Below are 14953 nucleotides of genomic sequence, written 5' to 3'. Positions count from 1 at the left end.
CAAAGGAGCCCCCATGACTGACAAGATCCGTGTGGCCGTCGTCGGCGCCGCAGGCGCCTTCGGCATGAAACATCTCGACGGCCTGATGAACATCCCCGATGCCGAGGTGACCGTCGTCAGCGGCACGCGGCTCGAACCGACCCAGGCGGTCGCCGAGAAATACGGCGTCGCGAACGCCGTTGTCGGCCTGGACGCCGTGCTCGAGCGCGACGACGTCGACGCGGTGATCCTTGCGACGCCCACGGGGCTCCACGCGTCTCAGACCCAGGCGGTGCTCGCTGCCGGCAAGCACGTGCAGGTCGAGATTCCGCTGGCCGACTCGCTCGTGGACGCCGAGGCAGCGCTCGAGGCGGCTGAATCATCCAATCGCGTCGCAATGGTCGGCCACACCCGCCGYTTCAACCCCTCGCACCAGTTGGTACATAACCGGATCGCCTCGGGCGAGTTCCACGTGCAGCAAATGGACGTGCAGACGTACTTCTTCCGCCGCACCAACACKAACGCGAAGGGCGAGGCCCGGTCCTGGACCGACCACCTGCTGTGGCATCATGCCKCGCACACCGTCGACTTGTTCGCCTACCAGGCAGGCAAGATCGTGCAGGCGAACGCGATCCAGGGCCCGATCCACCCCGAACTCGGCATCGCGATGGACATGTCGATCCAGCTCAAGAGCGAGTCGGGCGCGATCTGTACGCTGTCGCTGTCGTTCAACAACAACGGGCCGTTCGGCACGTTCTTCCGCTATATCGGCGACACCGAGACCTACGTCGCGCGCTACGACGATCTCTACAACGGCCGTGAGGAGTCGATCGACGTGTCGCACGTCGCTGTCAGCATGAACGGTATCGAGCTGCAGGATCGTGAGTTCATCTCGGCTATCCGGGAGGGACGCGAGCCGAACTCGTCGCTTMGCCAGGTGATCGACTGCTACCGCGTGCTCGGCTCGCTTGAGAAGCAGCTGGCGTGAGGCTGCCCTCCACCGGGCTCGGCTGCATGTCGCTGAGCCACGCGTACGGCGTCCCCCCGTCGCGTGACGAGGGGCTGGCGATGCTGCGCGCGGCTCTTGATGAAGGCATCGGGATGCTCGACACGGCAACACTGTACGGCGGCGGCCGCAACGAGGAACTTGTCGGTGCTGCGATCGCGGGGCGCCGCGACGAGGTCTTCCTGGCGAGCAAATGCGGGATGGCGTCCGTCGACGGCGTGAAAGTCATCGATGGACGCCCCGATACGCTGCGTGCACAGGTCGATGCTTCGCTGAGCCGCCTTGGCGTCGATTACATCGACCTGTACTACCTGCACCGTTGGGACAAGAAGGTGCCGATCGGCGATAGCGTCGGCGCGCTGGCCGAGATGGTCGCCGCGGGCAAGATCGGCGCAATCGGCCTGTCCGAGGTGTCGGTGGCGCGGCTGCGCGAGGCGCAGGCAGTCACCCCTATCGCGGCTGTGCAGAACGAGTACTCGCTGTGGAGTCGCAATGCCGAGCTTGGCATGCTCGACGCCACTCGCGAGGACGGCGTGACTCTGGTTGCGTTTTCGCCGGTCGCAAGGGGCTTCCTGGCCGATGCGATCAAGGACCCAGGTAAGCTGGCCCCAAACGACATCCGCCGCAGCATGCCGCGCTTCCAGCCCGAGCACTGGGGTGCGAATGCGGCGCTGCTGGCCTCTTGGCGTGAGCTGGCTGCGGAGGCCGGTTGCACCCCAGCACAGCTCGCGCTGGTCTGGCTGCTCTCCCGCGGCGATCACGTTCTGCCGATCCCGGGAACAACGAGCGTCGCGCACCTGCGCGAGAACATGGCGGCGGTCGGCCTCTCTGTCGACGGCKCGCTGCTGGCGCGGGCCGGCGAGCTGATTGGCACGGCCACCATCTCTGGCGCGCGCTATGCACCGGCATCTGCCGCCGAAGTCGACGCCGAGACCTTCGAGGATGCCGCATGAGGGCGATCTCGTCGATGGCCACCCGCCACGTTCTCGCCGACCTCGCTGAAGCTGCCGCCGCGGCGGGGCTACCGCTTCTGCAGCTCGAATCCGTCGGCGGAGTGGACGCCGCCCAGCGGGTTACCGCCKGCGAGCCGTTCGACCTTGTGTTCCTCGCCGTGGACGCTCTCCAACGCCTCGCTGCCGAGCGGCACGTCGATCCGGCATCCATCGCCCCGATCGTCCTGTCGGAGGTAGCCGTAGGCGTGCCCGCACGCAGCCCCGATGCAGCCAAACGTCCCGAAGGCACGGCCTTTGCGAATGCCGATGAGTTTCGCAGCGCCCTGCGCGCGGCATCCCGCATCGGATACTCCACCGGTCCGAGCGGAACCGAACTGTTGCGAATGATCGACAACTGGGGCATGACCGATKAGGTCCGCGACGGGCTGGTGCAGGCCCGTCCAGGCGTGCCCGTGGCGCGCCTGCTCGCCGACGGCGAGGTCGATCTCGGCCTGCAGCAGCTCAGCGAGTTGGTCGGGCAGCCCGGCGTGCGCATCCTYGGCGTCCTCCCCGCCGACTGCGCGATCAGCACGGTCTTCGCGGGTGCTGTCGCGACATCCTCCAGCAACGCGGCGGACGCTGCGGAGCTGTTGGCCTTCTTCCGCTCCGACCTCGCGGCATCCATCAAGTCGGCGCACAGTTTTCGCGCGCCCTGAGGCCCTGCCGTGACGGATTGACTGATACGGGTCCTGCAGACGTTTAGACCGATGAGAGGCGCGCAGACGACCGTGGAGAACKAACGGGCGAAGCGCGGTCCTGCTTTCCACTTCGCACCGGGGTCCTCGGCGAGCTGGGCCAAACGCCTGAGGCCGTTCGGCCCTCCGTATGAGCCTGCAAATTCCCAGACGGCCCCGGGCAGGCTGTGCGTCCAGGCGCAGCGCTTCACGGTCGATTGGTTGCCGGGCCCCGCATGCGCTGCGTTCAGAGGACCTGTTGCGAAACGACAGGTCCACGTTGGTTGAACCCACGGCTCGATCCGGGACCATTGATCATCGATTGGGGTAGTTCGTGACACCCGCCTCAAGCATTCCAGCCCCTGAACGGCCGGTTGGGGCGCAACGTACTAACGTCGCCCGACGATCGTGGACACTCCGGCCTGCCGGCCGCCGTAGTCGTTGCCGATCTGCCGAGCAGCGTCCTGCAGGAGCGGAACGACCGTTTTTTCGATGGCTTCCGCCGGAGCCCGGTGCGTCTGCAGGGACACGTTGATGGCCGCGACGACGTCGTTGCCGCGCCACACCGGCACGGCMACCCCGCGCAGGCCCTCCTMCAGTTCCTGCGACACCATCGACCAGCCCTTGGCCCGTGCCGAGTCGATTTCGGCCCGGAGCTGGTCGACGCTTCCGACGGAACGCTCGGTGAAGCGCTGCAGATGGACCGAGTCGAAGTACGCCTGCAGTTCCGGTTCTGAGAGCGCSGCCAGGAGGACGCGCCCCATCGACGTTGCCCACGCGGGGAACCGTGTGCCCACGCTGATGGAGACGCTGAGGAGCCGCGGCGAGGGCACGCAGGCGACATAGACCACGTCGGTGCCGTCCAGGACGCACAGCGAGGTTGTTTCGTTGAGCCGCCCGGCGAGTGACTTCAGGTGCGGCTCTGCCACCCCCGGGAGGCTCAGGTTCGCCAGGAACGACCGGCCGATGTCCAGCGAGCGGKGCGTCAGTTCGAAATGCGGGCCGTCGGCGCGGAGGTAGCCCAGATCCGTCAGGGTCAGCAGGAACCGCCGCGCGKAGGCCCGGGTCATGTCCGCCTTGGCGGCGACCTGGGAAACGGTCAGCCGAGGAGTCTCCGGGGTAAAGGCGAGCAGGACCTCGAAGGCCTTTTCCACTGACTTCACAAAATAGGCCGGTTGMTCCTCCATGGATTCCCTGTCTCCCCTGCATCTGAACGTTTACCCGGCAGATACGAAAAAGGCTGCAGGCTTGTTTTCGATCATATAAGGCCCGGGACAACGACGGCGGCGCCTGCGTCACGGCGTGGGCTGCATGTCAGCTCTTCGTCTGGATGGCGGCGAGCGTGCCCTGCAGCAGCGCGTCCGTCTGCGGCGCCAGGCCCAGGAGCGGGATMATGGAGGTTGCCTGGGCGCGCAGGTGGTCCCAGCCGTCGGCACAGCACAGCCCCTGTTCCCTCGCGGCAGCAATCGTGCCGGTCACGTGTCCGGCGTAGACGAAGTCGTAGACGAACGCGTCCCCGGCCAGCCGGGCCCCGCCCCAGACTGGAGCGTCGTCGCTCCGTTTGCCGACCGGCGTCGCGTTGACGATCAGTGAGGCCCGGGACGCCTGTTCCTGGGCATCCGCCCACGAGGCCGTCTCCGCGTCCATGCCCAGGCTCCCGGCCAGGGCGAGCAGCTCCCCCGCTGCGTCCGGGTCCCGGTMGGCGATGGTKACCCTGCCGGTCAGCCCCTTGAGCGCCACGAGAGCTGCCCGGGCGGCGCCGCCGGCCCCCAGCATGACCGCATGGCGCTGGTGCCGGCCGCCGAGCAGTCCGGCGACGGCGGCAACGTCGGTGTTGTGCGCGGCCAGCCTCCGCCCGTCCCGGATGAGCAAGTTGGAAGCGCCGCTAAGCCGGACCGCTTCGGTCACAACGTCGGCGGCCTGCGCGGCCCACTGCTTGTGGGGCATCGTGACGTTGGCGGCGACGACGTCGGACTCCAGCAACCGGGCGCGGACCCCGGACATGGGTACGCCGCGCGGCASGTCCCAGGCCTCGTAGCTCCAGCGGCTGCCGAGTTCTTCGAGGACGGGATTCCACAKCCCGGGCGACATGGCCTGCGAGGCTTCCGAGCCGATGAGGAAGAGCCGGGATGCCGGTGTCTGGTTATCCATGATGCCGCCTTTCAGAGTCGGGAAACCGCAGGGTGAAGCAATGAGTCGTTGTGAGGCACCTCACGCTGCGGTATGCTATTCCATAATCGCATACCGCACAGCTGCTCGGTATGCGCACACATTCAAAAATCTCCCATCCCCAAACCACCGTCTTTCAGTGCGGAAGGACCAGCACCATGACCAAACTCGCAACCAGCCCCACGGTCGTCGAGGAAGAGCGCAAGCTCAAGCGGGCCAAGAAGGCCGCCCTGGCCGCGTTCCTGGGCGGCGCCCTGGAGTACTACGACTTCTTTATCTACGCCACCGCGGCCTCGCTGATCTTCTCCAAGATCTTCTTCCCGCCCGGCGACCCCACGGCCGCCCTGCTGGCATCCTTCGCGACCTTCGGCGTCGCCTACATTGCGCGGCCGTTCGGTGCGGTGCTCTTCGGCCACCTCGGCGACAAGATCGGCCGCAAGTCCACCCTGGTGCTGACCCTGGTCATGATGGGAGGGGCTACCTTCCTCATCGGCATGCTGCCCGACTTCGCCACCGCCGGCTACTGGGCACCGGCCCTTCTGGTGCTGCTGCGCCTCATGCAGGGCCTCTCCGCCGGCGCCGAAACCGCCGGAGCCTCCGCACTGACCATGGAAGAGGCCCCCGCCGGCCGCCGCGGCTTCTTCGCGAGCTTCGCGATGAGCGGCATCTCCTTCGGCATCGTGCTGGCCTCGCTGGCCTTCCTGCCCGTTGCCGCCATGAGCGAAGCCGACCGCCTCGCCTGGGGCTGGCGCATCCCGTTCTGGTCCTCCATCTTCGTCCTGCTMGTCGCGTATCTCGTCCGCCGCACGCTGGAAGAACCGGAGGTCTTCGAAGAAAAGCACGACCACGGTGAGCTCGTGAAACTGCCCTTCGCCAAAATGTTCAAGACGCACCCGGYKCAGTTCTTCCAGGTCGCCCTCATGTCCTTCCAGGTGKTCACGAACACCTTCATGCAGTCCTTCGGCCTGGCCTACGCCGTGGCCGTCGGGGTGAGCGCATCGACCATGCTGATGGTCAGCATCCTCGGCAACGTTATCGCCATCGCCACACAGCCACTCGCCGCCCGCGTCTCGGACAAGTTCGGCCGCCGCATTGTCTTCATCACCGGCGTCGTCGGGTCCGGGCTCATGATATTCGTCTACTTCTMGGTGATTTCKACCGGCAACATCCCGATGATCTTCGTGGCCAGCACGCTGATCACCGCCGGCACCTACGCGGCCTCGAACGCCGTCTACCCCGCCTGGTTCTCCGAGCTRTTCAACGTCAAGGTCCGCTACTCCGGAATGGCGATCGGGCTGCAGATCGGCATCCTGTGCGCCGGCTTCACCCCGCTGCTCGGCACCGCGCTGGTCGGCCCGGACAAGGCCAACTGGGGCCCGGCCGCCTGGATCGTCGCCGCCTCCTCGCTCCTGGCCGTCGCCGGCGCCGCATGGGCCCGCGAAACCAGCAAGACCCCACTGCGCGAACTCGGCAACCCCGTCAACTGAGGACAGGGGGTCACTAATGTGCCACGGCATAACGTGTACGCGTGTGGACAACGTACACACCACCTTTGACCGGACAAAGAACCAGCAGCCTCCCCCGTGGCCAAACGAATCAGCGAATCGAAGCAAAAAATCGTCAGAGAACTTCTCTCAGGTCATTTCATCAACGCAACCCCTCGACATGAATAGGTACAAGACCAACCACAGCCACCAGGACAAGCAAGAAAGGAGAGGTGGATGACCTCACATCCCGGCAGGTGGAGGGCCCACCAGCCAGGGCCCTGAACCCGCCACCCAGACAACCGAACAGGCCACCGCGGCGGTCAGGCACCAGCAACGGAACAGCGCCAGAGGGACCCAACCAGGGCAATGTCCACACGTTAAAGCAAAAACCCCCTCTGACGAGGGGGAATGCTGCGCCCGAGGTGGGACTCGAACTGTATTCCAGCCCTTGCAAACACTGGGCTCCCGCGGAAACAYGCGGAATCCGGCCCGATCCGGCACCGGTGCGACCCGATCCGCAGCCCAAAATGTGCACAATGTACACACCCCAAAATTCGCAAGTTCAGAGCATTGCGGCCCCACTCTCCAAGCCGGGTGCCGCTGTCCTGTATTTGCGCCAGGAGCCTCCCGGTGTGGATTCCGGTCAGCCGCATCATCCGGCACCCTCTGCGGCGGCGGACAGATGGTCCAATATCGGCGTTCCATTTCCCGGGGAGAGCCGGCTCTGCCCCGCCAAGAGATTGCCAGTGTGCCCACCGGCGCCTGCAAGACCAGAAGACAGGCATAGAGCTACGGCGTCGACAGTCGACCAAAAGCGCATCTTCAGCCCCTGACGGAGGTCCCGAAGGGACACAGTGGGTATCCAGTTGGGTGAGCTGGCCCCTGAGGTGAAAGCATACGGACCATGGCCCAGAAGATTGCGTACCAGGGTGAACCCGGCGCCAACTCCAATATCGCGTGTCAACAGATGTTCCCCGAGTTCGAAAGCGTTCCCTGCGCCAGCTTCGAGGACGCTTTCGAGCTGGTTTCCAACGGGGAGGCCGACCTGGCTATGATCCCGATCGAGAATTCGATTGCCGGCCGCGTGGCGGACATCCATATTCTGCTTCCCCAGTCGCACCTGCAGATCGTGGGCGAGTTCTTCCTGCCCATACACTTCGACCTCTTGGGCATCCCGGGCAGCACCATCGAAGGTGCCACCGAGGTCCACAGCCACATCCACGCCCTCGGACAGTGCCGCCGACTGATCCGCGACGCCGGGCTCCGGCCCGTCATTGCCGGCGACACCGCCGGATCCGCCCGGGAGGTCCGGGAATGGAACGACCCCGCCAAACTGTCCCTCGCTCCCCCGCTGGCGGCCCAGATCTATGGTCTGGAGGTGCTGGCATCGCGCGTTGAGGACGACCCCTCCAACACCACCCGCTTCGTGGTCCTGGCCCAGGAAAAGAACCTGCCCACCCGGGATGAGTTGGCCGGGCCGGCAGTGACCAGCTTTGTGTTCMGCGTCCGGAACGTCCCCTCGGCGCTCTACAAGGCGCTGGGCGGGTTCGCCACGAACGGGGTGAACATGACGCGGCTGGAGAGCTACATGGTGGGTGACGAGTTCGCCGCCACCATGTTCATGGTGGACGTGGAGGGCCACCCCGAGGAGCTGCCGCTCCGACTGGCCCTCGAGGAGCTGGATTTCTTCACCACCGAGGTGCGCATCCTGGGCGTCTACCCCGCTGCCGACCATCGGACCGCACGGGCACTCAGCAGCTGAGCGCAACTGACTGAAGGGCCATCGGTCACATCGCTCCCTGGCTGCCACTCTCAGGGAAACCGCACTCCAAAATCGTGCTTCTAATCGATGACGGTCTTGGCAGCATCTTCAGCAGCCCGTCAGGACCGTTCGGGGCCACGTCCTGCTCCTTGGGCATCCTCACCAGCTCGCAGGCGGCCCCGGATTTCTCTGTCAGTTTGTCAACGGGATCACCGCGCGGCGTGACTAGCCAGATACACCGTTAAACGGACACTCCCCGCGCCCCGAATCGCAGGGGACCGGGGCCTTTCTTTGTAATGAATTGCTACGACCGTTAGCCCAACAAATGAACACGCAAAGAGGCATAACCGTCGCTTAGCGTGCGAATCGCATCAGACAATGCTCCCAGTATTTGTTGCACTAATTGGCCACGATGCCTTCAAGGGGCGCGACGGTACGTGTCCCGGCTGCCTTTCGATCACATGGAAACGCCCCGGACCAGCGTGGTCCGGGGCTTGCGTGGTCGTCTGCTAGCGCCCGATGCAKACAGTGAGATCCAAATAAATATCGTTATCAGCGACAAAGCGATCCTGGAGGTAGCGGGCAAGGCTCTCGTCGGTAGCGGTGTGAACGCTGCGCTCGATCGCTCCTCGCAGCAGCGCCTGGGTATCGGTGGACTTGACGACATCCAGCGGCGCCCACCCGCGATGACCGCCGGTAAGACGTTCTAAGTCCAAGCGGAAGGAGCGCTTGTGGTCTTCGCGGACAGTAGCGCGCATGGTGAACGGGATAAAGGGAGTGGGCAATGAGGTCCTTTCACGAGGCAGCCGGTCGTCGACGCCCCAGTTAGAACAAGACCGCCGCAGCCCCCGCTATTCCCCCCGAGCAGCCAAGGAGTCCAGCATCACGGCGCCGGGATGGCATCTCCGCTATCGGCCCTGGGGCCACTCACATCTGTCCTACTGATCAGCCTCTTGCTGAAGGACGCCCTCGCCGCCGGTCTATTCGGTGAGGTCCTTCGCCCGGGTTTCCGGAAGACTCCACGCGACCAGCGTGGAGATTGCCAGCAGGACCACCCCATAGATCGTGAACGCTCCCGGACCGAACGACGCATTCGCCCAGTTCTGGAGATACGGTGCCGTCCCACCGAAAACGGCAACGGCAACGGCGTAGGGCACAGCGACGCCCACTGTGCGGATCCGCGTGGGGAAGAGCTCTGCGAACACCGCGGGTGAAATGGACAGCGTTGCACCCATGAATACCAGGATGATGGTGGCCGGCAGAAAGAGGGACCAGAAGCTCTGACCCACGGTGTTTACCAGCAGCGGGAAGAGGATGATGGGCACACCGGTGCCGATCAAAAGGCTGGGTCGGCGGCCGAAACGGTCAGAGAACTTGCCCCAGAACGGCAAGGAAATGATCAGTACGACGTTGCTTAGAACGCTGGCCAGAAGTGCGGTTCCCTGGTCCATTTTGTGAATKATGACAGCCTGCTGAACCGCGCTGACAGACCAGACGTAGTAGCAGACGGTACCCCCGACGCCGAGGCCGATCACTCGGAGGGCGGAGCGCCAGTTCTTGCGGATCTCCGGCCACATCGGCTGGCGAACGGTCGCCTTCGCGGCGGTGAACGCCTCGGTTTCCTTCATCCTTGAACGGGCAATCAGGGTGTACAGGCCMAGTAGCGCGCCGACAACGAAAGGGATACGCCAGCCCCACGACTGCATCTCGGGCTTACTGAGGACCGTGTTCAGCAGCACCCCGAACAGCAGCCMGATCACAATGCCGGAGGTGCCGGAGACGTAGATCAACGAGGACCAGAGACCGCGGCGGGACGCCGGAGCGGACTCTGCGATGTAGGTCTGGGCGGAGGGCATTTCACCGCCATGGGCCAGCCCTTGTAGGAGGCGGGCAGTGAGAAGCACTACGGCGGCCCAGGCACCTGTGGAGTTGTAGGTAGGAACCAGCGCGATCATGAGGGATCCGAACGATGCGAGGCCCACGGTGGAGATCATCGACGCGCGGCGGCCAAGATGATCCGCCATCCAGCCAAAGAGTAGGCCGCCAACCGGGCGGGCAACGAAACCTACGGCGAAGACCGCCATCGCCCCCAAAAGCGCGGCCAGGGGGTCTTTGGGGTTGAAGACCTCTGTGGCGAAGTAGATGGCGAAGGCAGAGTAGATGCCCCAGTCATACCATTCGAGAGCGTTGCCCATGCCGGTGGCGACGAGAGTCTGCCGCTGGGATTTGGTCGCCTTGAGCGATGCCCGGGCGGCCGGGATCTTTTCCTGCACGGCAAGGTGCGCCGTKCCGTCAGTTGTTGGGTCCATCATCAAAAGTCCTTGGTATTGGGGKAAGGATTGGGGTGGCGGGGAAGGTCAGACGCCGGCGAGCTGKGCCAGTTGGCCCACGGCCAACTGGGTGTACAGGGCGGTACCGTCAACCAGGACGCTGTCATCGAACGCCGCGCGCGGGGAGTGGTTGAACGCCGCGTCCGGGCCGCCGGCAATCGGGGTGGCGTCCAGGCAGATGAAGCTGCCGGGCACGCGGGCGAGGRCGTCGGCAAAGTCCTCGGACCCGCCCAGCGGTGCGGCGAGCCGGTGGTGGCGTTCGGCGCCGAAGAGTTCGGTGATCTGGTCGGCGGCAAATGCGGTCCGGGCCTCGTCCGTCACCGTGACGCGTCCCCCCACGTGATAGTTGATGTCGACTTCCACCCCGTGGGCAGATGCGATGCCTTCCAGCAGGCGCGGAATGGCCGACCGCATCTTGGTCCTGGCCTCGTCCGAATACATCCRGAGGCTCGCGCCAAATTCGGCGGTGTCCGGAATGACGTTGATGGCCTCGCCGGCCTTGACCATTCCGACCGAGACCACCACGGGGTCGTGGGCGTTGAACTGGCGCGTGACCATGTGCTGGAGGCCGAGGATCATTTCTGCCATAACCGGGACCGGGTCCTGCGCCTGGTGCGGCGCCGACCCGTGACCGCCGCGGCCTATGACCTTGACAAAGAGCGCGTCCGCGGCGGACATCATCACGCCCGGCTTGGTTTCAAAGCGGCCCGTATTGCCGCCCGCGCTGAAGACGTGCAGGCCGTAGGCGGCGTCGGCCCGGCGGCCTGACAGGTCCAGGATGCCTTCCTCAATCATCATCGGAGCGCCCGCCAGCAATTCTTCGGCGGGCTGGAACATGAAGACGACGTCACCGGCCAGTTGGTGGCGGCGCTCGGCGAGCAGGCGTGCCGCTCCGACGAGCATCGCCGTGTGCAGGTCGTGGCCGCAGGCGTGCATGCGGTTGGCCACCTCCGCCGTGAAACTAACGCCGGTTTCCTCCTGGAGCKGCAAGGCGTCCATGTCTGCGCGTAGAAGAACGGCCGGCCGGGCGGCGCCGTCGGACGTGTCTGCGGCGGTGCCGCGCAGAACGGCACCCACGGAGGTGAGGCCAGTGCCCAGGGTGATCTCCAGCGGCAGGTCGGCCAGCGCTTCGAGTACCTTCTCCTGGGTGCGGGGCAGTTCCAGACCCAGCTCTGGGTGGCGGTGCAGCTCGTGGCGCAACTGAACGATGTCGCCGTGGAGCTCGCGGGCATCTTCAAGAATTTTGGCGACGGACACGGAGTGTTCCCTTCGAATGTAGGGGCGATCCACAAAAACGTGGTTTGGCTTCTTTCGAGTATGTGAGCTGCACTACCTGCCGTCCATGACCAATATTGCAGGAACAGCATGCCGCCGCGGCATGGACCAGTCGCTGACGCCCTCAGTCGAGGGTGAAGCCGGGTGAGCCAGGGACGGAGRCGAGGAGCTTCCTGGTGTAGTCGTGTTGCGGGTCCCGGTAGACGGTGTCGATGGGGCCCTGTTCGACGATGCGGCCTTGGAACATGACCACCACGTCGTCGCAGACCTGCTGGACGACGGCGAGGTTGTGCGAGATAAACAGCATGGCGCTGTCCACGGTGCCGCGCATGTCATGGAGCAGCCGGATGACGCCGGCCTGGACTGAAACGTCCAGGGCGGAGGTGATCTCGTCCGCGATGACGAGCTTGGGCTCGAGCATGAGGGCCCGGGCGATCGCGATCCGCTGGCGTTGCCCGCCGGAAAACTCGTGCGGATACTTGGTCGCGGCGGACGGGTCGAGTTTGACCCTTTCCAGTGCGGCCGCGATGGCGTCCCGATGCTCTCGGGGGTCCGCGCCGTGCGGGTCGAGTGCTTCGGCCAGGGTCTGCCCGGTGGTGCGGCGCGGGCTGAGCGAGGAGTAAGGGTCCTGAGGGATGTACTGGACTTCGCGGCGCATCTGCTGCCGGCGCTTGCCCTGCATCCGGGTGAAGTCCTCGTTGCCGATGAAGATTTCGCCGCTGCTCGGTTTGTTGATGCCCACGAGGGTCTTGCCGAGGGTTGATTTCCCTGAGCCTGATTCGCCGACCAGCCCCACCACGGAGCGGGCGGKGACGGCGAGCGTCACGTCCTTGAGCACGTGGGCGGCGCCGAAGCTGACGTCGAGGTTGCGGACGGACGCGGCCAGCGGAATATCCGTTCCGCTTGGTTGAAAGCCTGTCCCGGGCCCTCCGGGGACATTGAGAACATCTGCGTGTGCGTTCATGAGGTGAGAACTCCAGGATTTTCCGGAACCGGGCCGCGATCCAGAACCGGGATGGCGGCCAGCAGTGCCTTGGTGTAAGGGTGGTGGACATCTCGGGCGGCCAGTTGGTCGGACGTCAGCCGCTCGACRATTTCGCCGGACTTCATCACCAGGATGGTGTCGCAGAGTGCTTCCACGACACCGAGGTCATGGGAGATGAACAGCATGGCGGTCCCCTGCTCCCGGCGGATGCGGCGAAATTGCCGCAGGACTTCTGCCTGGACGGTGACGTCGAGCGCCGTCGTGGGCTCATCGGCGACKATCAGCTTGGGCGAGGTGACAATCGAGGCGGCGATCATGGCCCGCTGGCGCATGCCGCCGGAGAGCTCATGCGGGTGCTGCCGAAGCCGGCGGGCCGGCTCTGTGATGTTCACACTGGCCAGCGCCTGGGTGATGACGTGGCGTGCCTGGGCCCCTCCCATGCCCTGGTGGGTGCGGAGCACCTCGGTGAGCTGGGAACCCATCCGCAGGGCCGGGTTGAACGTGGTTCCCGGATCTTGATAGACGATGCTGATGTCTTTGGCCAAGCGTGACGGTTCGGGCTCAGCCAGCATGTTCATGTCATCCACGCGCAGCAGGTCGGCCTCCACCGTCAAGCCTTCGGTGGGCAGCCCTGCGATGGCCATGGCCGTGAGGGACTTCCCGGAACCGGATTCGCCTACCAGGGCCAGCACTTCACCGGGATCGATACTCAACGAAACGCCCTTCACGAGGTCGGGCCCGCCGGGGACACCAATCTGCAGGTTCTCGACCCGCACGAGTGCACGGTCCGACGCCGGGACCGGCACCGTGCGGTTCCGGTGGACCACCCGGCGGAAGAAGCTCCGCTTGGCGCGGGGATCGGCGTCGGCAGCCAGCGCGTCGCCGATCAGCATGACCGAGAGCCCGGTCAGGGCGATCATGAGAGAGGGGCCGACGGCCTCGACCGGCTGGGTGTACAGGGCCCCGAGGCTGTCGTTCAGGAGTCTGCCGAAGTCGTAGTCCGGGGACTGCACGCCGAGCCCGATGAAGGACAACGCGGAGATCTCCACCAGGGAGAGCGCGAACACCGTGGCGGACAGGATCAGCAGGGGCTCGGCCATGTTCGGCAGCATGTGCCGTGCCGCGATGCGGACCGGGCTGACGCCGAGGAGGCGCGCTGTGACCACATAGTCGCTGCTGGACACCGAGGAGGCCAGATTGGCCGTGATCCGGGCGAAACCGGGAATGCCGGCGATGCCGATCGCGACGACGGCGGAAGACACACCCGGTTCCAGCACGGCGGCGATCACCAGCGCGAAGATCAGGCTGGGGTACGCCACGGCGGTCTCGAGGACGCGCAGGGCGCCCTCGCGGACACGCCGGCCCGAGAGCCAGATGGCCAGGCCGATCAGGATACCGGAGGCCGCCGTCAGAGCCGCTGCACCGGCGGTCATGAGCAGGGTCAGCCGAGTCGCCACAAGGGCGCGTGCCAGCAGGTCCCGGMCGAAGTCATCGGTGCCCAGCCAGTGTGCGGGGCCGGGTCCCTGAGCGGCGTCGGGGGTCAGCTGTTCGGCCGCCTGCTTCAAGGTCAGCGGTGCAATGACGGCGATGAGAATCAGTGCGAGCATCAGCGCGGCGCCCGTTGCCATGGCGGGAGTCCAGAACTCCCGGTTCCTAAACCTAGACGTCATTGGAGGTTCCTCCGAGGTTGCGGGGGTCGATGATGGCCAGGATCAGGTCCACCAGAATGATGATGAGGGTGGCGAGGAGTCCGAGGACAAGGATGATTCCCCGGATCACGGGATAGTCGCGCTGCAGGATCGCGTTAACGATTCCCTGCCCCAGCCCGGGCCACGCAAAGACGGTTTCGATGACCACGGCGCCGCCGAGCTGCGCGGCGAGGATGAGTCCCGAGAGCGTCAGCGTGGTGGTGAGCAGGTTCGGCAGGACGTAGCGGGCATGCGTGCGCAGGGCGCCCAGCCGCCAGCCGCGGGCGGTCCGGATGTAGTCCTTGTCCAGGACCACGGCGGTTTCGCGCCGCACAATCCKGGAGATGACGCAGATCGGGCCCAACATGAGGGCCGCCGTGGGAAGCACCAGCGAGTTCAGGGTCGCCGCCCCCGCGGCCGGTAGCCATCGCAGGGTCACGGCAAACACCACCACGAGAAGTGTTGCCACCACGTACTGCGGAATCGAGTAGACCAGGCTGGTGAGGAAGTTGAACCCGGCGTCCAGCCACCGGTTCCGCCCGCCGCGGGTGAGGATGGCMACCGCCATGCCCAGCGGCACGGAAACGAGCAGGACCAGTGCAATGG

The 14953-nt window shown here is 65.6% G+C and carries 13 protein-coding genes; 5 read left to right on the top strand and 8 right to left on the bottom strand.

Annotated features, from left to right (window positions below; translation table 11 throughout):
• Positions 1–13 precede the first annotated feature (13 nt).
• From AC1DBQ_RS09465 to AC1DBQ_RS09455, 3 genes are read left to right on the top strand one after another with little or no spacing between them, the layout of a single operon-like run.
• Complete coding sequence (locus AC1DBQ_RS09465; protein WP_476928257.1) at positions 14–967, top strand: Gfo/Idh/MocA family oxidoreductase; 954 nt, start codon at positions 14–16, stop codon at positions 965–967.
• Entirely contained in the window at positions 964–1938 is a 975-nt protein-coding gene (locus AC1DBQ_RS09460) for an aldo/keto reductase (protein ID WP_476928256.1), read from the top strand. The genes AC1DBQ_RS09465 and AC1DBQ_RS09460 overlap by 4 nt, the downstream gene beginning before the upstream one ends.
• Positions 1935–2633: a substrate-binding domain-containing protein gene (locus AC1DBQ_RS09455; protein WP_476928255.1), complete on the top strand. Its 699-nt coding sequence runs from the start codon at positions 1935–1937 to the stop codon at positions 2631–2633. The genes AC1DBQ_RS09460 and AC1DBQ_RS09455 overlap by 4 nt, the downstream gene beginning before the upstream one ends.
• Positions 2634–3040: 407 nt before the next feature.
• Here AC1DBQ_RS09455 and AC1DBQ_RS09450 read toward each other — a convergent pair whose 3' ends face one another.
• Entirely contained in the window at positions 3041–3838 is a 798-nt protein-coding gene (locus tag AC1DBQ_RS09450) for an IclR family transcriptional regulator domain-containing protein (protein WP_476928254.1), read from the bottom strand.
• 127 nt (positions 3839–3965) lie between these two features.
• A complete protein-coding gene (locus tag AC1DBQ_RS09445) occupies positions 3966–4802 on the bottom strand; it encodes a shikimate dehydrogenase family protein (RefSeq protein WP_476928253.1) in 837 nt (278 codons plus the stop codon).
• A gap of 176 nt (positions 4803–4978) precedes the next feature.
• Here AC1DBQ_RS09445 and AC1DBQ_RS09440 point away from each other — a divergent pair, with 176 nt between their 5' ends.
• Positions 4979–6307 (top strand): MFS transporter, encoded by a 1329-nt coding sequence (locus AC1DBQ_RS09440; protein ID WP_476928252.1) that lies wholly within the window; start codon positions 4979–4981, stop codon positions 6305–6307.
• A 904-nt stretch (positions 6308–7211) separates the two neighbouring features.
• Positions 7212–8069: a prephenate dehydratase gene (locus AC1DBQ_RS09435; RefSeq protein ID WP_476928251.1), complete on the top strand. Its 858-nt coding sequence runs from the start codon at positions 7212–7214 to the stop codon at positions 8067–8069.
• A 509-nt stretch (positions 8070–8578) separates the two neighbouring features.
• On the opposite strand, the gene AC1DBQ_RS09430 is transcribed toward AC1DBQ_RS09435, so the two are convergent.
• The 6 genes from AC1DBQ_RS09430 to AC1DBQ_RS09405 form a co-directional block, all read right to left on the bottom strand.
• Complete coding sequence (locus AC1DBQ_RS09430; RefSeq protein ID WP_476928250.1) at positions 8579–8854, bottom strand: hypothetical protein; 276 nt, start codon at positions 8852–8854, stop codon at positions 8579–8581.
• Positions 8855–9049: 195 nt separating this feature from the next.
• Positions 9050–10381: an MFS transporter gene (locus AC1DBQ_RS09425; RefSeq protein WP_476928249.1), complete on the bottom strand. Its 1332-nt coding sequence runs from the start codon at positions 10379–10381 to the stop codon at positions 9050–9052.
• Positions 10382–10426: 45 nt separating this feature from the next.
• Positions 10427–11656 carry a M20 metallopeptidase family protein gene (locus tag AC1DBQ_RS09420; RefSeq protein ID WP_476928248.1) on the bottom strand — a complete coding sequence of 410 codons (1230 nt, stop codon included), beginning with the start codon at positions 11654–11656 and terminating at the stop codon, positions 10427–10429.
• A gap of 142 nt (positions 11657–11798) precedes the next feature.
• Entirely contained in the window at positions 11799–12638 is an 840-nt protein-coding gene (locus AC1DBQ_RS09415; protein ID WP_476928247.1) for an ABC transporter ATP-binding protein, read from the bottom strand.
• Complete coding sequence (locus tag AC1DBQ_RS09410) at positions 12635–14329, bottom strand: dipeptide/oligopeptide/nickel ABC transporter permease/ATP-binding protein (RefSeq protein ID WP_476928246.1); 1695 nt, start codon at positions 14327–14329, stop codon at positions 12635–12637. The genes AC1DBQ_RS09415 and AC1DBQ_RS09410 overlap by 4 nt, the downstream gene beginning before the upstream one ends.
• On the bottom strand, positions 14319–14953 hold a 635-nt coding region (locus AC1DBQ_RS09405; protein ID WP_476928245.1), incomplete at its 5' end, for an ABC transporter permease. The genes AC1DBQ_RS09410 and AC1DBQ_RS09405, both read right to left, overlap by 11 nt.

The organism is Arthrobacter sp. 10T413_2, from assembly GCF_056394205.1.
Note: the sequence above shows the minus strand (reverse complement) of the source record. Positions and strands in the feature narration are given on the sequence as shown.